Origin of the sequence: Streptomyces sp. NPDC046805 (assembly GCF_040645355.1) — a bacterium.
Lineage (GTDB): Bacteria > Actinomycetota > Actinomycetes > Streptomycetales > Streptomycetaceae > Streptomyces.
Genome location: NZ_JBEYYC010000015.1, coordinates 60,090 through 85,885, shown reverse-complemented (window position 1 = coordinate 85,885; position 25,796 = coordinate 60,090). Strand labels below are relative to the sequence as shown.

29 protein-coding genes and 1 riboswitch are annotated in these 25,796 nt (G+C 71.7%); of the genes, 12 read left to right on the top strand and 17 right to left on the bottom strand.

The window, feature by feature from the left end:
• Nucleotides 1-4 precede the first annotated feature (4 nt).
• From ABZ910_RS18120 to bioB, 8 genes are all read right to left on the bottom strand, one after another.
• Nucleotides 5-934, bottom strand: coding sequence for an ABC transporter substrate-binding protein (locus ABZ910_RS18120; protein WP_361365577.1), 930 nt, complete (start codon nucleotides 932-934; stop codon nucleotides 5-7).
• Nucleotides 935-1,069: 135 nt separating this feature from the next.
• Nucleotides 1,070-1,954, bottom strand: a complete 885-nt coding sequence (locus ABZ910_RS18115; protein WP_361365574.1) for a TIGR03621 family F420-dependent LLM class oxidoreductase — start codon at nucleotides 1,952-1,954, stop codon at nucleotides 1,070-1,072.
• Nucleotides 1,955-2,000: 46 nt separating this feature from the next.
• Nucleotides 2,001-4,568 (bottom strand): ABC transporter permease, encoded by a 2,568-nt coding sequence (locus ABZ910_RS18110; protein ID WP_361365572.1) that lies wholly within the window; start codon nucleotides 4,566-4,568, stop codon nucleotides 2,001-2,003.
• Between the two features lie 4 nt (nucleotides 4,569-4,572).
• Nucleotides 4,573-5,400, bottom strand: a complete 828-nt coding sequence (locus tag ABZ910_RS18105) for an ABC transporter ATP-binding protein (protein ID WP_361365569.1) — start codon at nucleotides 5,398-5,400, stop codon at nucleotides 4,573-4,575.
• A gap of 191 nt (nucleotides 5,401-5,591) precedes the next feature.
• A complete protein-coding gene (locus ABZ910_RS18100; RefSeq protein WP_361365566.1) occupies nucleotides 5,592-6,293 on the bottom strand; it encodes a class I SAM-dependent methyltransferase in 702 nt (233 codons plus the stop codon).
• 141 nt (nucleotides 6,294-6,434) lie between these two features.
• Nucleotides 6,435-7,151 (bottom strand): dethiobiotin synthase, encoded by a 717-nt coding sequence (gene bioD / locus ABZ910_RS18095; protein ID WP_361365563.1) that lies wholly within the window; start codon nucleotides 7,149-7,151, stop codon nucleotides 6,435-6,437.
• Nucleotide 7,152: 1 nt separating this feature from the next.
• Nucleotides 7,153-8,442 (bottom strand): adenosylmethionine--8-amino-7-oxononanoate transaminase, encoded by a 1,290-nt coding sequence (locus ABZ910_RS18090; protein ID WP_361365560.1) that lies wholly within the window; start codon nucleotides 8,440-8,442, stop codon nucleotides 7,153-7,155.
• Nucleotides 8,435-9,640: a biotin synthase BioB gene (bioB, locus tag ABZ910_RS18085; RefSeq protein WP_361365557.1), complete on the bottom strand. Its 1,206-nt coding sequence runs from the start codon at nucleotides 9,638-9,640 to the stop codon at nucleotides 8,435-8,437. The genes ABZ910_RS18090 and bioB overlap by 8 nt, the downstream gene beginning before the upstream one ends.
• 147 nt (nucleotides 9,641-9,787) lie before the next feature.
• Between bioB and ABZ910_RS18080 the strand changes: the two genes are divergently transcribed.
• Nucleotides 9,788-10,915 (top strand): 8-amino-7-oxononanoate synthase, encoded by a 1,128-nt coding sequence (locus tag ABZ910_RS18080; RefSeq protein ID WP_361365554.1) that lies wholly within the window; start codon nucleotides 9,788-9,790, stop codon nucleotides 10,913-10,915.
• 94 nt (nucleotides 10,916-11,009) lie between these two features.
• Here the strand turns inward: ABZ910_RS18080 and ABZ910_RS18075 are convergent, their stop codons facing one another.
• Nucleotides 11,010-11,234, bottom strand: a complete 225-nt coding sequence (locus ABZ910_RS18075) for a DUF397 domain-containing protein (RefSeq protein WP_361365552.1) — start codon at nucleotides 11,232-11,234, stop codon at nucleotides 11,010-11,012.
• A gap of 9 nt (nucleotides 11,235-11,243) precedes the next feature.
• Nucleotides 11,244-12,113, bottom strand: a complete 870-nt coding sequence (locus ABZ910_RS18070; protein WP_361365549.1) for a helix-turn-helix transcriptional regulator — start codon at nucleotides 12,111-12,113, stop codon at nucleotides 11,244-11,246.
• A 212-nt stretch (nucleotides 12,114-12,325) separates the two neighbouring features.
• On the opposite strand from ABZ910_RS18070, the gene ABZ910_RS18065 reads away from it, so the two are divergent.
• Nucleotides 12,326-12,784: an ATP-binding protein gene (locus ABZ910_RS18065; RefSeq protein ID WP_361365546.1), complete on the top strand. Its 459-nt coding sequence runs from the start codon at nucleotides 12,326-12,328 to the stop codon at nucleotides 12,782-12,784.
• An 18-nt stretch (nucleotides 12,785-12,802) separates the two neighbouring features.
• Here ABZ910_RS18065 and ABZ910_RS18060 read toward each other — a convergent pair whose 3' ends face one another.
• From ABZ910_RS18060 to ABZ910_RS18050, 3 genes are all read right to left on the bottom strand, one after another.
• Nucleotides 12,803-13,276, bottom strand: a complete 474-nt coding sequence (locus ABZ910_RS18060; protein WP_361365543.1) for a C40 family peptidase — start codon at nucleotides 13,274-13,276, stop codon at nucleotides 12,803-12,805.
• 3 nt (nucleotides 13,277-13,279) lie between these two features.
• Nucleotides 13,280-13,460: riboswitch (cyclic di-AMP (ydaO/yuaA leader) on the bottom strand.
• Between the two features lie 360 nt (nucleotides 13,461-13,820).
• On the bottom strand, nucleotides 13,821-14,129 hold the full coding sequence (locus tag ABZ910_RS18055; protein ID WP_361365540.1) for a hypothetical protein: 309 nt from the start codon (nucleotides 14,127-14,129) through the stop codon (nucleotides 13,821-13,823).
• Between the two features lie 7 nt (nucleotides 14,130-14,136).
• Nucleotides 14,137-14,772, bottom strand: a complete 636-nt coding sequence (locus ABZ910_RS18050; protein ID WP_361365537.1) for an ATP-dependent Clp protease proteolytic subunit — start codon at nucleotides 14,770-14,772, stop codon at nucleotides 14,137-14,139.
• Nucleotides 14,773-14,933: 161 nt separating this feature from the next.
• Here ABZ910_RS18050 and ABZ910_RS18045 point away from each other — a divergent pair, with 161 nt between their 5' ends.
• From ABZ910_RS18045 to ABZ910_RS18015, 7 genes are all read left to right on the top strand, one after another.
• Nucleotides 14,934-15,212: a type II toxin-antitoxin system Phd/YefM family antitoxin gene (locus tag ABZ910_RS18045; RefSeq protein WP_361365536.1), complete on the top strand. Its 279-nt coding sequence runs from the start codon at nucleotides 14,934-14,936 to the stop codon at nucleotides 15,210-15,212.
• Between the two features lie 142 nt (nucleotides 15,213-15,354).
• The gene (locus ABZ910_RS18040; RefSeq protein ID WP_361365533.1) at nucleotides 15,355-15,657 is read left to right on the top strand and encodes an urease subunit gamma; all 303 of its coding nucleotides are present in this window, start codon (nucleotides 15,355-15,357) and stop codon (nucleotides 15,655-15,657) included.
• A gap of 12 nt (nucleotides 15,658-15,669) precedes the next feature.
• Nucleotides 15,670-15,981, top strand: coding sequence for an urease subunit beta (locus ABZ910_RS18035; protein ID WP_361365530.1), 312 nt, complete (start codon nucleotides 15,670-15,672; stop codon nucleotides 15,979-15,981).
• Nucleotides 15,974-17,695: an urease subunit alpha gene (locus ABZ910_RS18030; RefSeq protein ID WP_361365527.1), complete on the top strand. Its 1,722-nt coding sequence runs from the start codon at nucleotides 15,974-15,976 to the stop codon at nucleotides 17,693-17,695. Before ABZ910_RS18035 ends, ABZ910_RS18030 begins: the two co-directional genes overlap by 8 nt.
• 10 nt (nucleotides 17,696-17,705) lie before the next feature.
• On the top strand, nucleotides 17,706-18,383 hold the full coding sequence (locus tag ABZ910_RS18025; RefSeq protein ID WP_361365524.1) for an urease accessory UreF family protein: 678 nt from the start codon (nucleotides 17,706-17,708) through the stop codon (nucleotides 18,381-18,383).
• A 60-nt stretch (nucleotides 18,384-18,443) separates the two neighbouring features.
• A complete protein-coding gene (ureG, locus tag ABZ910_RS18020; RefSeq protein WP_361365521.1) occupies nucleotides 18,444-19,124 on the top strand; it encodes an urease accessory protein UreG in 681 nt (226 codons plus the stop codon).
• Nucleotides 19,121-19,879: an urease accessory protein UreD gene (locus ABZ910_RS18015; RefSeq protein ID WP_361365518.1), complete on the top strand. Its 759-nt coding sequence runs from the start codon at nucleotides 19,121-19,123 to the stop codon at nucleotides 19,877-19,879. The genes ureG and ABZ910_RS18015 overlap by 4 nt, the downstream gene beginning before the upstream one ends.
• A gap of 30 nt (nucleotides 19,880-19,909) precedes the next feature.
• On the opposite strand, the gene ABZ910_RS18010 is transcribed toward ABZ910_RS18015, so the two are convergent.
• The gene (locus ABZ910_RS18010; RefSeq protein ID WP_361365516.1) at nucleotides 19,910-20,635 is read right to left on the bottom strand and encodes a lysophospholipid acyltransferase family protein; all 726 of its coding nucleotides are present in this window, start codon (nucleotides 20,633-20,635) and stop codon (nucleotides 19,910-19,912) included.
• Nucleotides 20,636-20,929: 294 nt separating this feature from the next.
• Between ABZ910_RS18010 and ABZ910_RS18005 the strand changes: the two genes are divergently transcribed.
• Together ABZ910_RS18005 and ABZ910_RS18000 are read left to right on the top strand one after the other, a co-directional pair.
• A complete protein-coding gene (locus ABZ910_RS18005; protein ID WP_361365513.1) occupies nucleotides 20,930-21,349 on the top strand; it encodes a DUF6153 family protein in 420 nt (139 codons plus the stop codon).
• 138 nt (nucleotides 21,350-21,487) lie between these two features.
• Nucleotides 21,488-22,147, top strand: coding sequence for a DUF305 domain-containing protein (locus tag ABZ910_RS18000; RefSeq protein ID WP_361365510.1), 660 nt, complete (start codon nucleotides 21,488-21,490; stop codon nucleotides 22,145-22,147).
• Between the two features lie 90 nt (nucleotides 22,148-22,237).
• Here the strand turns inward: ABZ910_RS18000 and rocD are convergent, their stop codons facing one another.
• The 3 genes from rocD to ABZ910_RS17985 form a co-directional block, all read right to left on the bottom strand.
• Nucleotides 22,238-23,476, bottom strand: coding sequence for an ornithine--oxo-acid transaminase (gene rocD, locus ABZ910_RS17995; RefSeq protein WP_361365507.1), 1,239 nt, complete (start codon nucleotides 23,474-23,476; stop codon nucleotides 22,238-22,240).
• Nucleotides 23,473-24,303 carry a dimethylargininase gene (gene ddaH, locus ABZ910_RS17990; protein WP_361365504.1) on the bottom strand — a complete coding sequence of 277 codons (831 nt, stop codon included), beginning with the start codon at nucleotides 24,301-24,303 and terminating at the stop codon, nucleotides 23,473-23,475. Before ddaH ends, rocD begins: the two co-directional genes overlap by 4 nt.
• Nucleotides 24,304-24,458: 155 nt before the next feature.
• Nucleotides 24,459-24,944, bottom strand: a complete 486-nt coding sequence (locus ABZ910_RS17985; protein WP_361365501.1) for an Lrp/AsnC family transcriptional regulator — start codon at nucleotides 24,942-24,944, stop codon at nucleotides 24,459-24,461.
• An 87-nt stretch (nucleotides 24,945-25,031) separates the two neighbouring features.
• Between ABZ910_RS17985 and ABZ910_RS17980 the strand changes: the two genes are divergently transcribed.
• On the top strand, nucleotides 25,032-25,793 hold the full coding sequence (locus tag ABZ910_RS17980) for a LytTR family DNA-binding domain-containing protein (protein ID WP_361365498.1): 762 nt from the start codon (nucleotides 25,032-25,034) through the stop codon (nucleotides 25,791-25,793).
• The last annotated feature ends 3 nt before the right edge of the window (nucleotides 25,794-25,796 follow it).

Genomic DNA, 25,796 nt, shown 5'->3' with positions numbered 1-25,796 from the left:
CGCGTCACTTGACCAGCAGCGTCGAGGGATCGACGTCCTTGCTCAACAGCCCCTGTTTCCGCATGAGTGCGGTGAGCCGGCGCAGCTGGGCGCCGTCGGTCGAGGACGCGTACGCGGGCAGGCGAATGGCCGCGGCCTGGTCGGCGGTCACCTTGGTGAACGTGGGCAGCTCCTTGCGTACGAGGGACGGATCGTCGTTCGCCAGTTTCGACGCGGCGGCGATCGCACGGCGGAACGCGAGGGCCGCGCTCCGGTGTTTCGCGGCGTACGCGCGCGTGGTGACGTATCCGCTCAGCGGCATGCCCTGGACCGGCGACGCGGCTCCGTCGAGGAGCACGCGCGCGTGCAGGCCCTTCTGGATGGCGCTGTCGAAGGGCTCGGCCGCGTGCACCGCGTCGACCTGGCCCTTCTCCAGGGCGACCCCCATCTGTGGGAAGGCGATCTGCCGGTACGCCGGCCGGCCCGCGCCGCGTGCGCCGAGGATCGCGTTCAGCGTCAGGGACTGGACGTTGTTGAGGATGTTGACCCCGACCCTCTTGCCCTTGAGGTCGGCGACGCTCTTGATACCGGAGTCCCTCGGCACGAGGACATCCATCATGTGCGACGAGGCGCGGGCCCCGTCGGCGACGATGCGCAGGTCCAGGGTGCCCTTCTCGTGGGCCTGCAGGAAGGTGACGTAGTTGGCGCCCGCGATCATGTCGACCTGGCCCTTGGCGAGGGCGGGCAGCGCCTGGATGCTCTGCTGGACCGGCTGGATCCGGACGTCCAGCCCCTCCTTCGCGAACAGGCCCTTGTCGCGCGCGACGTACAGCGGCGCCGTGTCGGCGAGCGACAGGACGGCCACGGTGACCTTCTGGCGGCCGTCGTCCGAGGAGGACGGGTTCCCGTCGTCACCGCAGGACGTGAGGGCGAGCGCGAGCGCGGCGACCGTCATCCCCGTCGCCAACTTCCCCGGTAACGACCGTAATCGACGTAACGGCATGTAGCAGAAGTACCAGGGATCCGACATGAGCACCACATCTCGGGTGTGCTGGTTCCGTCGGTGTTCGGTGAAATGTGCGGTGCGGGGCTACTCGTCCCGCAACTCCGCCATCACCGCCGCGAACTCCTCCATCGACGACTCAAGCACCGCCAGATACGAAAAGCCGTATCGCTCGCGCAGTGCCCGTACCTGGGCGACGTTCTCCTCCAGCGTGCCGACCAGCACGACGGGGAGCGCCAGTGCCTGGTCCAGGGTGAGCTGTGGCTGACGGTCGAGCAGCGGCTTGAGTGCGACCTGGGGGTCGTCGGTGACGGCCACGAGCTGCACCACCAGATTCAGCTCGGCACAGTCGTCGCGGGCCGCCGCTAGTTCCCGGTAACGGGCCACGCGCCCGTCGAGTTCCTCGGCTGTGAGCGGCACCAGCCGACGCGTCGTACCGCCCATCGGCCGGGCCCCCGGGAACGCGGCGATGTCGGCGTGCTCGGCCGTCAGGCGCAGCATCCGCTCGCCGTTGGCGCCGATCATCAGGGGCACCCGCTGCTGCTCCGGCTGCGGCCGCTGTTCCTCGGAGCCGAGCAGGCGGTCCAACTCCGCGACCGTGCACCGCAGATGGTCCACCCGCTCGCGCGGCGAGCCGAAGGGCAGGCCCGCGGTGTCGTGCTCCTCCTGTGCGTAGCCGGTGCCGAGGCCGAGTTCGAGGCGGCCGCCGGTCAGCGCGTCCGTGGTCGCCACCTCGCGGGCCAGCAGCGCGGGGTTCCAGAAACCCGCGTTCAGCACGAACGTGCCCAGCCGCGGCCGCTCGGTCGCCTCGGCGGCCGCGACCAGCGCCGGGAACGGCGCGGGCATATCGAGGTGATCGGGGACGAGGATCACGTCGTACCCGAGTGCCTCGGCGCGCCGGCACTTGGCGCGCCACTGTGCGGCGGGCGCGGGAATGAACAGGGTGACCCCGAAGCGGAACGGGCGCGGCATGAACCCTCCTCGGCAGCAAGCGACTTGAGACTCGTCCGCGATTTCATCACTCGTGCGCGATGGCCGCCAGCACGTTCATGCGTGAGGCACGCAGCGCCGGCAGCAGCGCCGCCACGATGCCCACGACGGCCGAGCCGATCACCACCGCGACGATCGTGGACCAGGGGATCGCGAGTTCCTTCATGCCCTGCAGCGCCAGGACCCGCTGTGTGCACACGCCCCACACCAGCCCCAGCCCCAGCCCGAGGACCGCGCCGAACACCGCGATCACCACCGACTCCAGGCGGATCATCCGGCGCAACTGCCGCCGGGCGAGCCCGATCGCGCGCAGCAGCCCGATCTCGCGGGTGCGCTCCACGACCGACAGGGCGAGGGTGTTGACCACGCCGAGCACTGCGATCACGATGGCGAGCCCGAGGAGTGCGTACACGAGGTAGAGCAGCACCGCGATCTGGTCGTGCACCAGCTTCTTGTAGTCGGCCTGGTCGCGCACCTGCACCTGCGGATACGCACCGAGCGTCTTCTTCAGGTGCGAGCGCAGCTGGTCGGCGGTGGTGCCGGGCGCCTTGTCGACGTACAGCGCGGAGTCCTGGCCGCCGGGGATGTACTTCTCGACCGTGGCGATGCCGAAGAACAGGCCGCCCTGCATGCCGAACCCGTCACCGCCGTCCTGCTCGGTGAGGGCTCCCACCTTGAGCTCCGTCTTCCGGCCGCCCGGGAACTCGACCGGGACCGAGCTGCCCAGCCGCACGCCGTGGTCCTTGGCGAAGTCCGCGTCCATGCCGAGGTGCCCGTCCGCCAACGCGGCCGCGGTGCCTCCGCGCGCGTAGGTGACGTGGGCGACGTCGTCGACCCGGGAGTCGTATCCGGCGGCGGTCGTCTCGATGCGCCTGCCGTCGGGCAGCCGCACCGCCAGCGGCGCGAACCGCTGCCGTACCACCAGGCCCACGCCCGGCGTCGCGCGCACCTTGTCGGTGATCTCCTGCGTGAACGGCTGGTAGTTGGCGTTCTGGATCACGAAGTCGGCGCCGAGCGTCTTGTCGATCTGCCGGTCGAACGACTTGGACATGGACGCGCTCGCCACCGACATGCCGCCGACCAGGGCCAGGCCCACCATGAGCGCGGCCGCCGTGGCGCCCGTACGGCGCGGGTTGCGCAGGGCGTTGCGCTGGCTCATCCGGCCGACGGAGCCGAACAGCGCAGGGAAGGCCGCGCCGAGCACGCGGATCATCGGGCGGACCAGCAGCGGCCCGGCGATCACGGTCGCGACGAGCGTCAGGACGACGCCGAGGCTCAGGAGGGAGGCCGCGGAGGCGGTCTTCGTCGCCACCGCGCAGCCCGCGAGCGCGGCCGCACCCGCGGCCCCGACGAGAAGGCCGACGATCGCGCGCGTCCGCAACGGCCGCCCCACACCGGCGATCTCGGCGTCCGCCAGCGCCGCCATGGGCGAGACGGCGGCCGCGCGCCGCGCGGGGAGGTACGCCGCGACGAAGGTGACGCCGACCCCGACGACGTACGCCGACACGGGCGTCGTCCAGCCGATGACCATCTCCGTGGCCTTGAGGTTCATGCCGAACGCGCTCATCAGCCTGATCAGCCCGAAGGCGAGCCCGATGCCGGCCGCGAGGCCCAGCGTCGAGCCGACCAGGCCGAGCAGCACCGCCTCGGTGAGCACCGAGCGCCGCACCTGCCGCCGGTCGGCGCCCAGGGCGCGCAGCAGGCCCAGTTCGCGGGTGCGCTGCGCGATCAGCATGGAGAAGGTGTTGACGATCAGGAAGACGCCGACCAGGACCGCGATCCCGGCGAAGCCGAGCATCACGTACTTGATCACGTCGAGGAAGCCGCCGAGGTCCGCGGCGTCCGACTTGGCCTGTTCGCCGGCGGTCTTCAGGTCGTACGGGCCGGTGTCGATCGCCGCGCCGATGCGGCGCTTGAGCGCCGCGTCGCTCACGCCCTTCGCGGCGTCCACCGAGATGGCGGTGGCGCGGTCGGGCGCGCCCAGCAACTCCCGGGGTGCGACGGCGGGATCGAGGAAGAGGAGGGCGGCGCCCGGGTTGGTGGTGGTGAAGGTGACGATGCCGACGATCCGTACCTTGAACGTGCCGGGCTGCGCCTGCACCGTCAGCGTGTCGCCGATCCGGACGTGCTTCTTGTCGGCGGTGTCCGCGTCGAGCAGGGCCTCGCCGGCGCCGTGCGGCGCGTGGCCGGAGGTCAGCTCCACCGGGCTGCGGTCGGTGACGTACCAGTCGGTGGCGATGGTCGGGGCGCCGGTGGTCGGGCCGACGGACTTGTTGTGGCGGTCGGCCACCACGATGTTCTGGACGGACACGTCCGCGTGGGCGTCCGCGACCCCGTCGACCCGGGCGACCCGGTCCTTGAGGGAGGCGGGCACCGTCCGGACGGCGCCGGTCGGCACGGACGACTTGAGGTCCGACTTCGGCTCCACCGTCACATCGGCGGAGGTGGAGGCGAAGAGCCGGTCGAAGGTACGGCTCACCGTGTCGGAGAAGATCAGGCTGCCCGCGACGAACGCGACGGACAGGACGACGGCCAGCGCGGACAGCACCAGTCGTCCCTTGTGGGCGAGGAAGCTCCTGAGCGTTGCCTTCAGCACCGGGTCAGTCCTCCTCGGTGTCGGTGCCGGTGCCGGTGCTGTGACCGTCGAACGGGCCGCGGGCCACGTCGAACCGCTTCATGCGCTCCAGCACCGCCTCCGACGTCGGCGCCTCCATCCGGTCCACGATCCGCCCGTCGGCGAGGAAGAGCACCAGGTCGGAGTGGGCGGCAGCGCCCGGGTCGTGGGTCACCATGACGACGGTCTGCCCGAGCTGGTCGACGGCGTCCCGCAGGAACCCGAGCACCTCCAGGCCGGCCCGCGAGTCGAGGTTGCCCGTCGGCTCGTCCGCGAAGATCAGCTCGGGCCGGGAGGCCAGCGCCCGCGCGCAGGCGACGCGCTGCTGCTGGCCGCCGGAGAGCTGGGCCGGCCGGTGCGTCAGCCGGTCCCGCAGCCCGAGGGTGTCGATGACCTGGTCCAGCCACTTCTCGTCGGGCTTCTTGCCCGCGATGTCCATGGGCAGGGTGATGTTCTCGGCGGCGTTCAGTGTCGGGATGAGGTTGAACGACTGGAACATGAAGCCGATCCGGTCCCGGCGCAGCCGGGTCAGCTCGCGCTCCTTCAGCCCCGTGATCTCGGTCGCGCCCAGCCACACCTGGCCGGCCGAGACGGTGTCGAGCCCGGCGAGGCAGTGCATCAGCGTGGACTTCCCCGAGCCCGAGGGCCCCATGACCGCGGTGAAGCGGCCGCGCGCGATGTCCACGTCCACCGAGTCCAGGGCGAGCACCGCGGTCTCGCCCGATCCGTAGGCCTTGGTCAGTCCGCGGGCACGGGCGGCGACCCCGTCGGCCTGCGCCGGTTCCGGCGTGTGCTCCGCAGCGGATGTGGACACTACGTCCCCCTTTGAGTTCCCTCGCTCGCCTGACGTCCTGAGGCCAGCCCGAGCGTAGTGTGAGCGGGCGCACACCCGGTATCCCTCTTGGGGCCGACGCGTTCTCCGCCCCAGGGTCGGGTCCCAGTCGTCGGTGTAAGGGGCAACTTTCGGCGGATCCGCCGGCCGGATCGGACGGGCGGACCCGGGGGTCAGTCCTGCGGCGCGGGCTCCTCGGCCTCGGGCCGCCACGCCGTGCCCAGCACGCAGTACGAGGTGGGGAGCGCCGGCCCGTGCTCCGGCATCATCATCCGCCGGTACGGGCCGAGTTCGAACCCGGAGTCTCTCAGCGCGGCGATCGGGTCGCGGGCGAGATGGCAGCCGCCGGTGAGGTGCGGCCACACCGTTCGGTCCAGGGCGCGCTGGGTGAAGGCCATCGCAGGGCCGCCGCCCCGGCCGTGCTCGAAGAACCGCACCTCACCGCCCGGCCGCAGCACGCGCCGTACCTCGCCCAGGGCCCGCCCCACGTCCCGGACGCTGCACAGCACCAGGGACAGCACGACCGCGTCGAAGCCCTCGCTCTTCACCGGCAGCGCCTCCGCCGCACCCGGCACCACGTCGACCGGGACCTGCGCGCGCAGGGCGGCCCGGACGGCCAACTGCCGCAGCAGGCGCTCCGGTTCGATCGCGACGACCTCGGAGACGGTGCCCGGGTAGTGGCCGAAGTTCAGGCCGTTGCCCGCCCCGACCTCGATCACCCGCCCGGACAGCCCGGCGAGCAGCCGCTCGCGCACCCCGGCCATCCCGAACCGGGTCTCCGCGCCGACGCTGATACGGGCGTAGTAGCGGGCGAACAGCGGGTGGTGGACGCAGTCCCGCGCCACCTTGCCGGAGCCGGCGGACGACAGCCGCATGGAGACCTCCCGGACAGAACGGACCTACGGGTGCTTGTTCCCCGCGCGGGGCCCGTCGCACCCTGCCGATCGCTTATGCGATGAAGGTGCGCACCTCTGGCCGCGTGCCACGTGCGGGACACGGCACCCCACGGCCCTGCCTCAGGGTGCCTCCCGCATCCGGAACGCCTCCCCGTCCCACGTCCCGTCCAGCCGTGGCGCCAGCCAGTCCGGTGCCGTGGCACGGAAGTCCGTCGGCGGCAGTGCTCCGGCTCCGGCGGGCAGGGCGCCGAGGAGGGGGGCGCCGGTGACGTCCGGGAGGTCGGCCACGTTGCACCGTGAGGCCAGGTCGGGGGCGGCGGGCCAGCTGCCGATCACGACACCCAGCAACTCGACGCCCCGTGAACGCAGTTCGCATGCCGTCAGTTCGGTGGCGTTCAGTGTGCCGAGGCCGGCCGAGGCGACCACCAGGACCGGCGCGTTCAGGAGGCCCGCCGCGTCCGCCAGGGTGCCGCCCGCGGCGTCGAAGCGCACGAGCAGGCCGCCCGCCCCCTCCACCAGCACCAGCTCGTGCTCGGTGGCCAGCTTGGCGGCGGTCTCGGCCACCTCGTGCGGGTGCACCGGGGGCAGACCCGCCCGGCGTGCCGCCGTTCCCGGTGCCAACGGCTCGGGATAGCGGGCGAGTTCGGAGGCCGTCACCGCGCCGGCGAGCCGGACGACCTCGTCCGCGTCCCCGCGCTCGGCCGGTCCCACGCCCGTCTGAGCGGCCTTCAGCACGGCCACCGACCGCCCGGCCGCGACCGCCGCGGCGGCGACCGCGGCGGTCGTGACCGTCTTGCCGACCTCCGTGCCCGTGCCCGTGATCACCAGTACCGGCATCTCATCCCTCCCGCGCCGCCGCGCACACCGCGCGCGCGATCCGTGCCACGTCCGCGTCACCGGTGACGTACGGCGGCATCGTATAGACCAGGTCGCGGAACGGACGCAGCCACACGCCCTCGCGCCCGGCAGCCCGGGTGGCGGCCGTCATGTCCACCTCGTGGTCGAGCTGGACGACCCCGATGGCGCCCAGGACCCGGACGTCCCGCACCCCCGGCAGCTCCGCGGCCGCAGCGAGCCCGTCCCGCAGCCCCGCCTCGATCCGCTTGACCTCCCCGCGCCAGTCCTGCCCGAGCAGCAGCTCGATCGACGCGCAGGCCACGGCAGCCGCCAGCGGATTGCCCATGAACGTCGGGCCATGGGCCAGCACCGGTACGTCGCCCCGCGAGATGCCGTCGGCCACCCGTGACGTGCACAGCGTCGCGGCCAGGGTCAGGTAGCCGCCGGTCAGGGCCTTGCCGACGCACATCACGTCCGGGGTCACCGCCGCGTGCTCCGCCGCGAACAGCGCGCCCGTACGCCCGAAGCCGGTCGCGATCTCGTCGAACACCAGCAGCACGTCGTGCGCGTCGCACGCCTCGCGCAGCACCCGCAGATAGGCGGGGGAGTGGAACCGCATCCCGCCCGCGCCCTGCACCACCGGCTCGACGATGACCGCGGCCAGCTCGCCGGCGTGCCGCCCGATCAGCTCGTGCAGATGCTCCGCGTACGACTCCTCGTACTCCGCGGGCGGCGCGTCGGCGAACACCTGGCGCGGCAGCACCCCGGTCCACAGCTCGTGCATCCCGCCCTCGGGGTCGCACACGGACATCGGCTGCCACGTGTCACCGTGGTAGCCGCCGCGCCAGGTCATCAGCCGCCGCTTCTCCGGACGGCCGAGCGAACGCCAGTACTGCAGGCACATCTTGACCGCGACCTCGACCGACACCGAGCCGGAGTCGGCGAGGAACACATGCTCCAGCCCTTCGGGCGACATGTCGACAAGGAGCTTTGCCAGGCGTACGGCGGGCTGGTGCGTGAGCCCGCCGAACATCACATGGCTCATTCGGCCGAGCTGCTCGCGCGCGGCCTCGTTGAGCACCGGGTGGTTGTAGCCGTGGATCGCCGACCACCACGACGACATGCCGTCGACGAGTTCGCCCGAGCCGTCCGCGAGCCTCAGCCGGACGCCGTTCGCCGACTCCACGACGAGCGGTTCGGCACGTCCCGGCATCGGGCCGTACGGATGCCAGACGTGCCGCCGGTCGAGTTCCAGCAGTTCCGGGACGCTGAGGCCGGGCAGGTCAGGCATTGGGTGCGAGGTCCGTTCCGGCGCCGCGGCGGCGGACGGCGACGAGATCGGTACGCGCCTCGCCCGCCTGCGAAGCCGCAGCGGGAACGGAGCCGCAGACCCCGCCGCCCTCGTGCTCGTGCGACCCGCACCCGGCTACGGCGTCCGATCCGCATCCCGCCCCGGCATGCGATCCGCAGCCGCCCGCGACCGCCGCCCGGTGCTCCGGAAGCGTCACCTCGCCGGCGCCCTCCACCTCGAAGCCGGCGTCGGCGATCATCTCCAGGTCGGCCCTGCCCGCCTGGCCTTCGCTGGTGAGGTAGTCGCCGAGGAAGATCGAGTTGGCCAGGTTCAGCGCGAGGGGCTGCATGCTGCGCAGGTGCACCTCCCGGCCACCGGCGATCCGCACCTCGACGTCCGGGCAGACGAACCGCGTCATCGCGAGGATGCGCAGACAGCGCTGCGGGGTGAGGTTCCACTCCTTGGCGAGCGGGGTGCCCTCGAACGGGATCAGGAAGTTCACCGGCACCGAGTCCGGGTCGAGATCGCGCAGCGAGAAGACGACGTCGACCAGGTCCTCGTCGCTCTCGCCCATGCCCGCGATCAGACCGGAGCACGCGGACAGACCGGCCGCGTGCGCCTTCTGCACCGTGTCCACCCGGTCGGCGTACGTGTGCGTGGTCGTGATGTCCGCGTACGTCTCCTCGGAGGTGTTGAGGTTGTGGTTGTACGCGTCCGCACCCGCCTCGCGCAGCCGCTCGGCCTGACCGTCCGACAGCAGGCCCAGGCAGGCGCACACCTCGACGCCCTCGTTCTGGCCCTTGATCGTCTTGATCGTCTCGGAGACCCGGTCCACGTCCCGGTCCGTCGGACCGCGCCCGCTGGCCACCAGACAGACCCGCTTGGCTCCCCCGGCGAGGCCCGCGGCCGCGGCCTGGGAGGCCTCGTCGGGCTTGAGCCAGGTGTACTTCAGGATGTCGGCCTTCGACCCGAGGCGCTGCGAGCAATAGGAGCAGTCCTCCGGGCACAGGCCGGACTTGAGGTTGACCAGATAGTTGAGTTTCACCCGCCGGCCGAACCAGTGCCGTCGCACCTTGCCGGCCGCGGCCACCACGTCGAGCAGGTCGTCATCGGAGGTGGCGAGTACGGCGAGCGCTTCCTCGCGGGTCGGCAGCTCGCGCCGAAGCCCCTTGTCCACCAGCGTGTTCAGCAGGTCCATGAGGCCCGATCCTGTCCTACGGGACCGCCCCAGGCCAAGGAGGGACCGCACAACGGACGCGGTTCGACGTGTGGGTATTGCCACACCCTGGGTGGCTGGGCGTGCGGCTAGTGTCTGTTCATTGCCTACAAATTCCGCGGAGGAGCCATGGCGTTCGGCTGGATCGACGACCAGGCGCAGCAGCGCCGCCGCGCCGGGCTCGTACGGTCCCTGCGGCCCCGCGCCGCCGACTCGTCGCTCCTGGACCTCGCGAGCAACGACTACCTGGGGCTGGCCCGCCACCCCGAGGTCGTCGAGGGGGCCGCGGCCGCCGCGCGCGCCTGGGGCGGCGGTTCCACCGGGTCCCGGCTGGTCACCGGCACCACCGAGCTCCATGCCGAGCTGGAGCGCGAGTTGGCCGGCTTCTGCGGCTTCGAGGCGGCCCTGGTCTTCTCCTCCGGATACGCCGCCAACCTCGCCGCGGTCACCACGCTGGGACCGCACGGCTCGCTGATCGTCTCCGACGCCGGCAACCACGCCTCCCTCATCGACGGCTGTCGCCTGGCCCGCGGCGCAACCCAGGTCGTCGGGCACGCCGATCCGGACGCCGTGGGCAAGGCGCTGGACACGCACGAGGGGGCGGCCGTCGTCGTGTCCGACACGGTGTTCTCCGTCGACGGGGACGCGGCGCCGCTGGCCGAGTTGGCCGCGGCGTGCCGGGAGCGTGACGCCGGGCTGCTCGTCGACGACGCCCACGGACTCGGCGTCCTCGGCGACGGCGGCCGGGGAGCCGCGTACGCGGCCGGACTCGCGGGCGCCGACGACATCGTGGTCACGGCCACCCTGTCCAAGTCACTGGGCAGCCAGGGCGGGGTCGTGCTCGGTCCCGCGCACGTGATCGACCACCTGGTCAACGCGGCACGGACGTTCATCTTCGACACGGGCCTCGCCCCCGCCGCCGCGGGCGCGGCCCTGGCGGCCCTCAGGCTGCTGCGCGGACAGCCGCGGCGGGCGGCGCGGGCGCGCGAGGTGGCCGCCGACCTGTACGCACGCCTGACCGCCGCCGGTCTGGAAGCGGTACGGCCGGACGCCGCGGTGGTCTCCGTGCGGGCGCCGTCCCCGGAGGCGGCCGTGCGCTGGGCGGCCGACTGCCGAGGGGCGGGCCTGGCCGTGGGCTGCTTCCGTCCTCCTTCCGTGCCCGACGGGATCTCACGGCTCAGGCTGACCGCCCGCGCCGACCTGTCCGAGACCGAGATCGCACGCGCTGTGCGTGTGATCGGCGAAGCGCGACCATGAGTCGGCGTGACACGGCCGTGCGTCGCGGGTCGGGGAACGGGTCAGCGGGGGCAGTCGGGTCGGGCTGCGTGGGGTTCGGTCGGGGCGTGCGGGGTCACCGGAACGCGCCGACGAACTCCGTCCAGCTCCGGGGAGAGAAGAGCAGCGCGGGTCCGGCGGGGTCCTTGGAGTCGCGTACGGCGAGCAGCCCGGTCCAGGGACCGCGGCGCGGCCGAGCCGTCTCCACGCAGTTGTTGGCTCCGGTGCTGTAGCTGCTGCGCAGCCACCGCACACCGTGCAGATCGGTACTGGTAGGTACGTTCCGAGGCAGTGCGGACATGGTGCCTCCTTACGCGCCGTCACCTATCCCGGCGATGTAATCCAACGAGTCCTCAGGTGAAAGGGCGTGGATCTGAAGGGTGTTGAAGGCCTCCGTATAGGCCTGGAGGACTTCTTTCCGCTCGAGGTAGAGGCTACTCGTCAAGTGGTCGAGAACAACTACATCCAGATCAGATGTGCTCGGAAATGAGAAGATAACGAAAGGGCCGGTGATGCCGATGTGTGCGCCGGCCGCGAACGGCAGGACCTGAAGCCTTACTTGGGGCAGTCGCCCCGCCTCCATCAGCCTGTTCAGTTGCCCCGCCATGACCTCCGGCCCGCCCACCTGCCGTCGCAGCACCGCCTCGTCGAGGACGGCGGTCAGTTCCAGCGGAGGGTCCGCGCGCAGGACCTCCTGCCGGGCCAGTCGCACCTCCACCAGGGCGTCCAGCCGGTCGTCGGGCTCGTCGTCCGGCCCGCCCACGGCCGCCCACGTCACCGCCCGGGCGTACGCGGGTGTCTGCAGCAGCCCCGGGACCACCGACGTCTCCAGCGTGCGCATCGCGCTCGCCTGAGACTCCAGGCTGATGAAGTCGCGGTAGGCGGGTGGCAGTACCCCACGGTACGCGTGCCACCAGTGGTGCCGGCCGCCACCGTCCTCGGAGTTCGCCAACGCCAGGAGTAACTCCCGTAGTTGGCCGTCCGTCACACCGTAGGCGTCCAGGAGTAACCGCACATCGGCCGATTTCACGCCACTGGCGCCCGTCTCGATGCGGCTCACCTTCGACTGGTGCCAGCCCACCAGGCGGGCCGCTTCGCCGCTCGTGAGGCAGGCGCCGGTGCGCAGGGTGCGCAGTTCGGCGCCCAGTTTCCGCCGGCGCACCGCGGGACCATGCTGCATGGGCTCCTCCTTACTCCCTTCAAGCCTCCCAAATACGGTCTGCCGTCGCAGAGTTCACCGCTTTGAGCGACAGATATATGCATATCTCGGTGGATCGGCACCGTGACCGGCACGGCGGTGGCAGTCTGACGGCGAAGCACCAGTGCGGGACCGTACGCGAACCATCCGCTCCGTGTCGGACTACGGTCCCGTGGGAAAGGGACGACGTCGCCATGGCAGACCATCTGGAAGCATCCGTCACTCTGCCGAGCGATCCCGCCTCGGTCTCCGCGGCCCGCTCCTTCGTGCTGGGGACGCTCGCGGAGTGGGGCCTGCCCTCGGACACGGAAGCGGCCGACACCGTCCGGCTCATCGTCTCCGAACTCGCCACCAACTCCGTGCAGCACACCTTCGGGCAGTCGCCCACCTTCAGGGTGGACATGATGCTCGTCCGTGACGAACACCTGCGCATCGGCGTCACCGACAGTCACCCGCGGTTCCCGAAGAGACTTCCCGCGGCCGTCCAGCAGGACAACGGGCGCGGCATGGTCATCATCCGCTGGCTCGCCGCCGAATGCGGTGGCAAGCTGCGCATCCGCCCCACCCGCGAGGGCGGCAAGACCGTCTCCATCCAACTCCCCTGGACGGTACCGGCCGAGCCGGTGACCGCCGCGGGACAGCAGGAGCCGTAGGACAAGAAAAAGGCCGGGTCAGCCGACCCGGCCGTACCAGACGCTCCTCGTCCAGATCTTCTGGAGTTTCACCACGTCCCCGGTTTTCGGGGCGTGCCAGATCCTTCCTTTCCCGGCATAGATGCCGACGTGGTAGACGCGTGAGCCCGAGTGGAAGAACACCAGGTCCCCGGCCCTGCGATGGCGGGCCGACACATGGTGGGTCCTGTTGTACTGCTGGGCCGCCGTACGCGGCAGGCTCTTGCCCACCTTCTTGAACGAGTACAGCGTGAGCCCGGAACAGTCGAACCTGCCCGGTCCGGTGGCGCCCCATCGGTACGGGGAGCCCTTCTTGGAGGCCGCGATCTGGAGTGCCTTGGTCGCCGTGGCGGCGGCCGCGGCCTCGGAGGCCATGCCCGGCACCACGATCGAGCCGCCCACGGCGGCGAGAGTGAGGGCCGAGGCCGTGCCGGCCCGGGCCACGAGAGACGGGACGCGATTGAGCGCAATCATGCGCAACCCTTCGTCAGCCGCCTGTGAAGGATGACCTGTCGGATTCGGGCTGGCGAAGTTGCCCGGCCGCGTTGCCGCGGCTTCACCCCAAGGGCTGCGCACAGCGGACCGGTGTCCGCTGGGCGACCCGTCTTGCTCGGGTCCTCCACTCCTGCCGATCCACTGCCGTCGACCGGTCATCCGGGCGGCGGCAGGACTCGGCGTCCGCCCGGACCGCCCCGCCGCGGTGGCGGGGGCTTGTCGTCAGACAGGGATCTTGACTCACTGGAGTCCGAATATCCCAATGGAACCGGGTATGTGAGGAATGCGTCACTATTGGCCCGTTCGGGTGGATACCCGGGTGCCCGCATACCGGGCGAGGAGTCGACGTACCCCCGGACCAGCGCGGAAGCGCTCGGCGCGCTCCTCGCGCGCGCGTCCCGTGCAACCCGCGATGCCCCGAAAAAAGTCGCTCGTCTACGCCGAACAGGGGTACGTCGTTCGGGCCGTTTGAACTCGGGCCCGGAGGCCCGGACCGGGGTGGCGACCGGGCCGGTGTTCTTCGTCAGCCCGAGCCGTCCGACGGCACGGTCACGCGGGCGGTGCGGCGTTCGCCGTCCAGCACCCGCAAGGCACATGCCAGGGTGGCCGCGTGCAGCTCCGTCTCGCCCCGCTGGTGCATCAGGCTCAGCGCGTCACGGAGTTCCACCGCCTTGCGGACCAGGGCCTGGGCGGCCCGCAGTCCGCCGTACGTGCCCGCGTTCTGCGCCGGATTGATCCGGCCCAGCAGGTCGACCACGTCGAGGTAGCGGTCGATCAACTCGCCCTCGGCGCACGTGAGAGCGGGCAGCGGCGGCAGTTCGGGTGGCAGCATCGGCGGCTCACCTCGAATCCGGTGTGCCGCGCGAGGCCTTGCGGCTGGTGATGATCCCGTCCACCAGGCCGTACTCCAGCGCGCCCTGGGCGTCCAGGATCAAGTCCCGTTCGAGGTCCTCGTGCACCTGCTCCGGGGCGCGCCCGGTGTGCCGGGAGAGCATGTCCTCCAGAAGGGCGCGGACCCGGGTCAACTCCTCCGCCTGGATGACCAGATCGCTGGGCTGCCCCCGCACCGGCTCGGGCAGCGACGGCTGCTGGATCAGCATCCGCGCCCCCGGCAGCGCGAACCGCTTGCCCGGCGTGCCGGCCGCGAGCAGCACCGCCGCCGACGAGCCGGCTTGGCCCAGGCAGATCGTCTCCACGTCACAGCTGACGTACCGGATCGTGTCGTAGAGGGCCGCCATCGCGCTGAACGAGCCGCCGGGGGAGTTGACGTACAGCGAGATGTCCCGGTCCGGGGAGTCGTGTTCGAGGTGCATGAACTGCGCCATCACGTCGTTCGCCGACGTGTCGTCGATCGGCGTGCCGAGGAAGACGATCCGCTCCTCGAGCAACTTCGAGTACGGATCGAGCGTGCGCTGACCGGAGCTCGTGCGCTCGGTGAACTCGGGCAGGACGTAGCGGGCGGCTGGTCGAGTCATGACATACCCCTCCTCGCGGCAGAGCCGACTCCGGCAGAGGTCTGCGCGCGCTCTGCTCTCCGTGCTCTCTGTTGAAAATGTACAGGACGTACAGAACCTTGTCCCGGGCTATCGCCGCACGGACCGGGAGCGTGTCCGGGGGTGCCCCGTAAGCTGGGGGTATGGCCTACGAGATTCCGGTGACGCAAGCCAGGGCTGAGCTCGCCGACCTGATCAACCGGGTGGTGTACGGCGGTGAGCGCGTCGTCGTGACACGGCACGGCAAGCCTCTCGTCGCCCTCGTCTCCGCCGCCGACCTGGAACGGCTCGAGGAGCTCCAGGCGCCCGCGGAGGAGCAGGTGATCAGCTCGGTCTCCGGCGTCCACGAGGTCGGCCCCGCGCCCCGCGACCAGCGGCGCTTCGGCATCGCGGCCGAACACCGGAGGACGGACGGTGCGTAGCCGCCGACCTGTGCGTTCCCCGCGGAAGTAACGCGCCCGAAACGCGGTCCAACTACCCTGCCCTCCACGCCACCAGGGACGTTGCCCGGTGACGGCGGCAACCGGATCCCGCACGGTCCGGGCGAGGACGGTGAGGTGGGACGTGCAACTGACCCCGCACGAGCAGGAGCGACTGCTGATCCATGTGGCGGCCGACGTGGCGGAGAAGCGCCGGGCCCGCGGCCTCCGGCTCAACCACCCGGAGGCGGTCGCGCTCATCACCTCGCACATCCTCGAAGGCGCCCGGGACGGCCGCAGCGTCGCCGAGCTGATGTCCTCCGGGCGCAAGCTGCTCACCCGTGACGACGTCATGGAGGGCATCCCCGAGATGATCCACGACGTCCAGGTGGAGGCGACCTTCCCGGACGGCACCAAGCTCGTCACCGTCCACGACCCGATCGTCTGACGGGGGCGGGCGATGATTCCCGGAGAGATCCTGTTCGCCGAGGGCCCGATCGTCTGCAACGAGGGACGCGAGGTCACCCGGCTCACCGTCCTCAACGCGGCCGACCGGCCGGTCCAGGTCGGCTCCCACTACCACTTCGCCGAGGCCAACCCGGGCCTGGAGTTCGACCGGAGCGCCGCGCGCGGCAAGCGGCTGAACGTCGCCGCCGGCACCGCCGTGCGCTTCGAGCCCGGCATCCCCGTCGACGTCGAACTCGTCCCGCTCGCCGGTGCCCGGGTCGTGCCCGGGCTGCGCGGGGAGACCGGAGGTGCCCTCGATGACTGAGATCTCCCGTGCCGCGTACGCCGATCTGTTCGGCCCGACCACCGGGGACCGGATCCGGCTCGCCGACACCGATCTGCTGATCGAGATCGAGGAGGACCGCAGCGGCGGCCCCGGACTCGCCGGGGACGAGGCCGTGTTCGGCGGCGGCAAGGTCATCCGCGAGTCCATGGGCCAGTCGCGTGCCACGCGCGCGGACGGCACCCCCGACACCGTCATCACCGGCGCCGTCGTCGTCGACCACTGGGGGATCGTCAAGGCCGACGTCGGCATCCGCGACGGGCGGATCACCGGGATCGGCAAGGCGGGCAACCCCGACACGATGGACGGGGTGCACCCGGAACTGGTCATCGGCCCGGAGACCGAGGTCGTCGCGGGCAACGGGCGCATCCTGACGGCGGGTGCCATCGATGCGCACGTCCACTTCATCTGCCCGCAGATCGCCGACGAGGCGCTGTCCTCGGGCGTCACGACACTGGTCGGCGGCGGCACCGGTCCGGCCGAGGGCTCCAAGGCGACCACCGTGACACCCGGTCCCTGGCATCTGGCCCGCATGCTGGAGGCGATGGAGGGCTATCCGCTCAACGTCGGCTTCCTCGGCAAGGGCAACACGGTCTCGCACGAGGCGATGCTGTCGCAGATCCGCGGCGGAGCAGTGGGCCTGAAGCTGCACGAGGACTGGGGCTCCACCCCGGCCGTCATCGACGCCGCGCTGACCGTCGCCGACCGGACGGGCATCCAAGTGGCCATCCACACGGACACGTTGAACGAGGCCGGGTTCGTGGGCGACACGCTCGCCGCGATCGCGGGCCGCGGCATCCACGCCTACCACACGGAGGGCGCGGGCGGCGGGCATGCGCCGGACATCATGACCGTGGTGTCCGAGCCGCACGTGCTGCCGAGCTCGACCAACCCGACGCGGCCGTTCACCGTGAACACCCCCGAGGAACACCTCGACATGCTGATGGTCTGCCACCATCTGAACCCGGCGGTGCCGGAGGACCTGGCCTTCGCCGAGTCCCGCATCCGGCCGTCGACGATCGGCGCCGAGGACATCCTGCACGACCTGGGCGCGATCTCCATCATCTCGTCCGACTCCCAGGCCATGGGGCGCGTGGGCGAGGTCGTCCTGCGGACCTGGCAGACGGCGCACGTGATGAAGCGGCGGCGGGGCGCCCTGCCGGGGGACGGGCGCGCGGACAACCATCGTGTACGGCGCTACGTCGCCAAGTACACGATCAACCCGGCGCTCGCGCAGGGACTCGCGAGGGAGGTCGGCTCCGTGGAGAGCGGCAAGCTCGCCGACCTGGTGCTGTGGGAGCCCGCGTTCTTCGGGGTCAAGCCGCAACTCGTCATCAAGGGCGGGCAGATCGCCTACGCGCAGATGGGCGACGCGAACGCGTCCATCCCGACCCCGCAGCCGATCCTCCCGCGCCCGATGTACGGAGCGATCGGGCGGGCTCCGGCGTCGAACTCGGTCAACTTCGTGGCGGCGCCGGCCGTCGAGGACGGGCTGCCGGAGCGGCTGCGGCTGGGCAAGCGCTTCGTCGCCATCGAGTCGACGCGCGGGGTGACCAAGGCGGACATGAAGGAGAACGACGCGCGGCCGCGGGTCCGGGTGGATCCCGACAGCTTCGCCGTGCACATCGACGGGGAGCTCGTCGAGGCGACTCCGGCCGCCGAACTGCCCATGGCCCAGCGGTATTTCCTCTTCTGACGGGACTGTGATGACACGGGCTGCGCTCCTCGTTCTGGCCGACGGCCGCTTTCCCGCCGGAGGGCACGCGCACTCCGGCGGGGCGGAGGCGGCCGTCAAGGCCGGGCGGATCACCGGGGCCACGAGCCTGGAGGACTTCTGCCGGGGGCGGTTGCAGACCGCGGGGCTGGTGGCGGCCTCGCTGGCCGCGGCTGCCGTACTCGGTGCGGACGTACGGGAGTTGGACGCGGCGGCCGATGCACGGTCGCCGTCGCCCGCGCTGCGCGGCGCTGCCCGTCGGCTGGGGCGGCAGCTGCTGCGGGCCGGCCGGGCGACCTGGCCGTGCGGTGAACTCGACGCCGTGGCACGGGATTTCCCCAAGGGAGCCCATCAGCCGGTGGTGTTGGGGCTCGTCGCCCGGGCGGCAGGGCTGGGGGCGGACGAAGCGGCCTACTGCGCGGCGTACGAGAGCGTGAGCGGGCCGGCGACGGCGACGGTGCGCCTGCTGAGCCTGGACCCCTTCGAGGCGACCGCAGTGCTGGCCCGGCTCGCGCCGGAGCTGGACCGGGTCGTCGACCGGGCGGTGGCGGCGGCGAACAGGTGCGCCGCCGAGGACACCGTCGATGCGCTGCCCGCGGCCTCGGCGCCCCTGCTGGAGATCGGCGCCGAGGCACACGCGGCATGGCCCGTCCGCCTCTTCGCCTCCTGACCGGCGAAGCCACTCATCGCATCCTGACCGACCGAGCCGACCGACCCACAGGAGCCGACCATGCACCTCGACCACACCGACCCGCACGGTCCCTCCGCCGTGAGCGCGGACGCGCATCGCACCGACGGCTCGCGCCGTGCGCTGCGGGTGGGGCTCGGCGGCCCCGTCGGGTCAGGGAAGACCGCCACCGTCGCCGCGCTGTGCCGGGCGCTGCGGGACCAGTGGTCGCTCGCCGTCGTCACCAACGACATCTACACGCGCGAGGACGCCGCATTCCTGTTGCGCGAGGCCGTGTTGCCGCCCGAGCGGATCACGGCCGTGGAGACGGGAGCCTGCCCGCACACCGCCATCCGCGACGACATCTCCGCCAACCTCGAAGCGGTCGAGGACCTGGAGGACGAGGCGGGGCCGCTGGACCTCGTCCTCGTCGAGTCGGGCGGGGACAACCTCACGGCCACCTTCTCCAAGGGCCTCGTGGACGCGCAGATCTTCGTGATCGACGTGGCCGGCGGCGACGACATCCCGCGCAAGGGCGGTCCCGGCGTCACCACGGCCGACCTGCTCGTCGTCAACAAGACCGACCTCGCGCCGCACGTCGGCTCCGACCTGGCGCGGATGGCCGCCGACGCGAAGGCCCAGCGCGCCGAACTCCCCGTGGTCTTCCAGTCGTTGCGCAGCGAGGCCGGAGTCGCGGACGTGGCCGACTGGGTGCGTGCGCGACTCGCCGAGTGGAGGGCGTGAGCGTGAGCGGAGTGCGGGCCACCGCGCGGATCGTCGCCCGGAACGACGGGCGAGGGGGCACCGCGCTGCCCGTGCTGGAGGGCGAGGGGCCGCTGGCGCTGCGACGCACGCGCGCCGCCGGGACCGAGGCGCGCGTCATGCTCGTCGGGGCGATGAGCGCACCGCTCGGCGGCGACCGCCTCGCCGTGGAGGCGCGGGTGGGGGAGGGGGCCCGGCTGGACGTTCGGTCGGCCGCCGCGACCATCGCGCTGCCCGGGCAGGTCAAGGACGCGGCGCGCTACGACGTACGGCTCGACGTCGCCGACGGGGGTGAACTTCGCTGGCTCCCCGAGCAGTTGATCTCGGCCGGCGGGAGCGAGCTGTGCGTCACCACGGTGGCCGAGCTCGGTCGCGAGGCGCGGCTCGTGCTGCGCGAGGAGCAGGTGCTGGGGCGTGTCGGGGAAGATCCCGGAACACTGAGCAGCCGTCTCACGGTGCGCGTCGCCGGGCGGACCGTTCTCGACCAGGAGCTGGCCTGCGGCCCGGGAGCGCCGGGCGGCTGGGACGGGCCCGCCGTGCTGGCGCGACATCGCGCCGTGGGGCAACTCGTCATCGTGCGGCCCGAGTTCCGCGACGAACCGGTGGCGCCGCGCATGCTGGGGGAGTCCGCGGTGATCGCCCCGCTCGCCGGGCCCGCCGTACTGGTGAGCGCCGTCGCGTCCGACGGGCTGCGGCTCAGGCGGCTGCTGGACGAGGCGCTGACCCTGCTCGGCTGAGAGCCGTACACCGGTGCCCGGGCTGCGGGGTCAACCCAGGGGAGCCCGCGGGAACTTGCGCTCCTTCACGCCCTTCGCCGCCGCTTCCTTCTCCTTGACGACGGCCGCGTACTCGTCGACGTACTCCTGCCCGGACAGCGACAGGATCGCGTACATGATCTCGTCGGCGACGGCGCGGATGACGGCCTTCTCGTTCTCCATGCCGGCGTAGCGGGAGAAGTCGAGGGGCTCGCCGAAGCGGATGACGACGGGGTGGATCTTCGGGACGACCTTGCCCGGCGGCTGGGCCTCGAAGGTGCCGATCATCGCGCAGGGCACGACCGGGACGCCCGCCTTGAGCGCCATCACGGCGACGCCGACCTTGCCCTTGTACAGGCGGCCGTCGTGCGAGCGGGTGCCCTCCGGGTAGATGCCGAGCAGCTGGCCCTTGCTCAGCACCCCGAGTCCCTCACGGATCGCGGCCTGACCCGCCTCCTTGCCGGAGCGGTCCACCGGGATCTGGCCGATGCTGTGGAAGAAGAACGCGGTCAGGCGGCCCTTGATGCCGGGCCCGGTGAAGTACTCGGCCTTGGCGAGGAACGTGATGCGCCGCTTGAGCATGACCGGCATCAGGAAGTGGTCCGCGAACGACAGGTGGTTGCCGGCGATGATGGCCGGGCCCGACGCCGGGACGTTGTCCAGTCCCTCGATCCGGGGCCGGAAGACCAGTTTCAGCAGGGGCCCCAACAGCACGTATTTGAGCACGTAATAGAACAAGAGGGGTCGCTCCTCACTCTGGCGGGATCGCGTGGCACCGTGTTTTTGCAGGTCAACCGGCGTGTGATGGGGGTGTAAGTGTAAGCGCAGGTGTCGTCGCGGGGAACGGGTCGGGCGGTAACGCGGGTGCGGGTGACCGCCGGAACAGCGTGCGCCGCCCGACCGTGTGCATCAACCCGATCACGCAGGGTGGCGCAATCGTGAGGGTGAGGCGGTGGGTGGCCGCCGCCCGTATTCCGCCATGTGCGCGCCCCGGCCTGCGGGCCTCCGGAGCGGCCTCATAGGGTGAGCCCGATGAAGCGATCCGAGCAGTGCGCTGCGCGACCGCCCTTGGGGCGGTGGCGACTGCTGCTCGTGCTGGGGCTGCTGTCCGGGTTGCTCGGCATGCACGCCCTGGCTCCCGGCGGAGCCATGGGGCACCGGGAGCACGCTGCCGCCCCGCACATGGCGGCCGCCGGCGCCCTCACCGCCGTCGCCGTCACCCCCGGTGGCGACTGCCCGGACGAGGGCCACTGCGGTGGACATCATGCCCGGCACGCCGATCCCACCTGCGCCTCGGGAGCCGTGAGCGAAGGGCCCGTCCTGCCGGCGCTCGCTCCCGACCCGGTGGCCGCCGCCGTACGGGCCGACTCCGGCGGCTCCCACCCGGCCACGGCACCGGACGGCGCCCGTGCGCCACCTTCCCTGGCGGAACTCCAACTCCTGCGGATCTAGAGGCACCAACGCCGCGTCCGGCCCACCGGCCGATGCGGTCCTCAGCGTGCCCGACATCCGTTCCGTGCCGCATGCGCAGCGCATGCGTGCCGCGTCCGTACCGCATGCGTACGGCATTCGCACAGCAGGAGTCATCGCATGACCGACCGTCGTTTCCGTCTTCGTCCTGCGGCGCGCCGCGCCGCCCTCGTCGCGGCGACCGCCACCGCCGCTCTCGTCCTCGCCGCCTGTGGCGGCAACGGAGCAGGCAGCCACCACGAGGGGCATGGCGCCTCGTCGTCCGGGAGCGCGTCCGCCGCCGTCGGCGGGCACGACGCCCAGGACGTCTCCTTCGCGCAGGGGATGATCCCGCATCACCAGCAGGCCCTGGCGATGGCGGCACTCGCCCCCGACCGCGCCTCCTCCGCCCGCGTCAGGGACCTGGCCTCCCGCATCGAGAAGGCCCAGGACCCGGAGATCACCAGGATGAGCGGCTGGCTGAAGTCCTGGGGCCAGGACGTGCCGATGCAGGGGATGCCCGGCATGGACCACTCCGGCCACGCGGGCTCCCCCGGCAAGGCCGGCATGCCCGGGATGATGCCCGCCAAGGACATGGACCGGCTGAAGAAGGCGACCGGCAAGGACTTCGACACGATGTTCCTGACCATGATGGTCGACCACCACCAGGGCGCCGTCGAAATGGCCACCCAGGAGAAGGCCAAGGGCTCCTACGGCCCGGCCAAGACCCTGGCCGACGGCATCGTCACCGCCCAGAACGCCGAGATCAAGGAGATGCGGCAACTGCTGCAGGAGCGCTGACCGGCAGCGAACCCGCCGGTGACCTGGCGGCCTCGGTGTCTCCCCTGCGTCCTTCGTGCCCTTGCACGGGAGACACCGAGGCCCGCCGGTTCAGCTGCCCTGCGTCAGTACCTTCTCCAACGACCCCAGCGCGGACTGGAGTTCCTCGCCCGTGATGGTCAGCGGTGGCGCCAGCCGGATCGTGGAGCCGTGCGTGTCCTTGACCAGGATGCCCTCTCGCATGAGGCGCTCGCTGACCTCGCGGCCGGTGCCGATGGTGGGGTCGACGTCGACGCCGGCCCACAGCCCGCGCGCGCGGAAGCCGACGACGCCCTTGCCGACCAGCGCCTGAAGTCCGTCCCGCAGGATCACGCCCAACTCGGCGGCCCGGCGCTGGAACTCGCCCGTCTCCAGCAGTTCGACCACGGCCGTGCCGACCGCCGCGGCGAGGGGGTTGCCGCCGAACGTCGAGCCGTGCTCGCCGGGGCGCAGCACGCTCATCACCTCGCGCCGGGCCACCACCGCCGACACCGGCACGATGCCGCCGCCCAGCGCCTTGCCGAGGAGCAGCACGTCCGGGACGACCGACTCGTGCTCGACCGCGAGCGTACGGCCGGTGCGGCCCAGGCCCGACTGGATCTCGTCCGCGAGGAACAGACAGCCCTTGCGCCGGGTCAGCTCCCGGACCCCGGCGAGGTAGCCGTCGTCCGGGATGACGACCCCGGCCTCGCCCTGGATGGGCTCGATCAGCACGGCCGCCGTGTTCTCGTCGACCGCCCCCTCCAGCGCGGCCAGGTCGTTGTACGGCACGACCTTGAAGCCCGGCGTGAAGGGGCCGAAGCCCGTACGCGCCGTCTCGTCGGTGGAGAAGCTGACGATGGTCGTCGTACGGCCGTGGAAGTTGTCCGCCGCGACGACGATCGTGGCCCGGTCGGCGGGGACGCCCTTCACGTCGTACGCCCACTTGCGGGCCAGCTTGATGCCGCTCTCGACCGCTTCGGCGCCGGTGTTCATCGGCAGCACCATGTCCAGGCCGGTCAACGCGGCCAGGCGCTCGGCGAATTCGGCGAGCCGGTCGTTGTGGAAGGCGCGCGAGGTGAGGGTCAGCTGGTCGAGCTGGCGGTGGGCCGCCTCGGTCAGCGCGGGGTGGCGGTGGCCGAAGTTGAGGGCCGAGTAACCGGCCAGCATGTCGAGGTAGCGGCGGCCCTCGACGTCCTCCACCCAGGTGCCCTCGGCGCGGGCGACGACGACCGGCAGCGGGTGGTAGTTGTGCGCGAGGACCGGCTCCTCCGCACGGATCAGGTCGGCCGACGTACGGGTGCGGGCGGGTGCATGGACGGGCGCTGTCATGAACGGATCTCCTGGGTGCAGCACTTGATGCCGCCGCCGGCCTTGTGGAACTCCGACAGGTCGACGGGGACGGGGACGTAACCGTGGTCGGCGAGGCGCGAGGCGAGGGCCTCGGCCTGGGGCGCGATGAAGACATGGCGGCCGTCGGAGAGGGAGTTGAGGCCCCAGGCCATCGCGTCCTCGCGGGTGGCGAGCACCGCGTCCGGGTACAGGCGCTCCAGGACGGCGCGGCTGCCCGGCGAGAACGCCTCCGGGTAGTACACGATGTTGCCGCCGTGGGTGTCGTCGCCGTCGTCCAGGACGAACAGCGCCGTGTCCAGGTGGTAGAAGTACGGATCCACCAGCGTCAGGCTGATCACGGGCACGCCGAAGAACTCCTGCGCCTCGCGATGCGCCTCGCGCGTCGTCCGGAAGCCGGTACCGGCCAGGACGTAACGGCCCGTCGGGACCAGGTCGCCCTCGCCCTCGGACACCGAACCGGGCCGATGGACCTCATAGCCGGCCTTCTTGAACCACAGGTCGTAGTGGCCCGACTCGGGGCGGCGCTCGGGCGCGTGGAAGAGGGAGCCGAAGACGCGGCCGCCGACGACGACGGCCGAGTTCGCGGCGAAGACCATGTCCGGGAGGCCGGGGACCGGCTCCACGCTGTCGACGGTGTGGCCGTGGGTGCGGTAGGCGTCGATCAGCGCCTGCCACTGCTCCTGGGCCAGGTCCACGTCGACACGGGTGTCGGGATGCATCCAGGGATTGATCGCGTACTGCACGGCGAAGTGTCTGGGTTCGCAGACAAGGAAGCGCCTTAGGCGCGGCACACGGCTGTCGGGCACAGAGGGGTTCCTCCGCATTCCTGCGATGACGACTCAGGGGTGAGACCAAGGTAGGAAGCGACACAGACGGGCGACAAGGAACAACTGCTGCGTGTCCGCGCACGAATGCTGCGTTGTCAGCGGCGCAAACGCAGGACCGCTGCGCGCCGGTAGGTTTATTCCGGCGCCGGGTGGGTGGCGCCCGCCTCCGGGCTGTCGGGGAGAAGGTGGGACAGCACCATCACGCTGATCGTCTTCCGGATGAACGGCACCGTGCGGATCCGCTCCAGCACCTCCTCGAAGTGCTCGACGTCCCGCGCCCGCACATGCAACAGCGCGTCCGCGCCGCCCGTCACCGTCATCGCCGCAGCGATCTCCGGGTGGTTGCGGACCACCTCCGTCAGCCGCCTGGGCGGCGCCGCGCCGTCGCAGTACACCTCGACGTACGCCTCCGTGCGCCAGCCCAGCGCCGACGGTTTCACCGTGGCCGTGTACCCGGTGATCACGCCGGTGTCGCGCAGCCGGTCGGCGCGCCGCTTGACCGCGGTGGCCGACAGGCCGATCGCCGCGCCGATCTCGGCGAAGCTGGTCCTGGCGTTCGCCATCAACGCGGTGATGATCTTCCGGTCGAGCTCGTCGAACTGGGCCGCCCTGCTGTTCATGCGGGCACTGTAGGGCACCGTATCCAGCGGGTACGTCCACGCCCGCGACATGTCCAGTGGTCCGGATTCCTCCTACACTCCACGTTCATGCTGCGCGCCCTCGCCGTCGACGACGAACGACCCTCGCTGGAGGAGCTCCTCTACCTGCTGAGCGCCGATCCGCGCGTCAGCAGCGTCGAGGGAGCCGGCGACGCGACCGAGGCGCTGCGCCGCATCACCCGCGCCCTGGAGTCCGGCCCGGACGGCCCCGAGGCCATCGACGTGGTCTTCCTCGACGTGCAGATGCCCGGCCTCGACGGACTGGAGATGGCGCGGCTGCTCACCGGGTTCGCCCGGCCCCCGCTGGTCGTGTTCGTCACCGCCCACGAGGACTTCGCCGTCCGCGCCTTCGACCTCGACGCCGTCGACTACGTCCTCAAGCCCGTCCGCAAGGAACGCCTCGCCGAGGCCGTGCGCCGGGCCGCCGAACTGCGCGGCGCCGCACCGCGGATCCCCGTGCACGAACCCGACCCCGACCACATACCCGTCGAACTCGGCGGCGTGACCCGCTTCGTGGCCGTCGCCGACATCACCCACGTCGAGGCCCGGGGCGACTACGCCCGCCTGCACACCGACCGCGGCAGCCACCTCGTGCGCATCCCCCTGTCCACCCTGGAGGACCGCTGGCGCTCCCGCGGCTTCGTCCGCATCCACCGCCGCCACCTCGTCGCGCTGCGCCACGTCGGCGAACTCCGCCTGGACGCGGGCACCGTGAGCGTCCTGGTCGGCACCGCGGAACTCCAGGTCAGCCGCCGCCACGCCCGCGAGCTGCGGGACCTGCTGATGCGCCGGACCGCGGGACAGGGGTAGCCC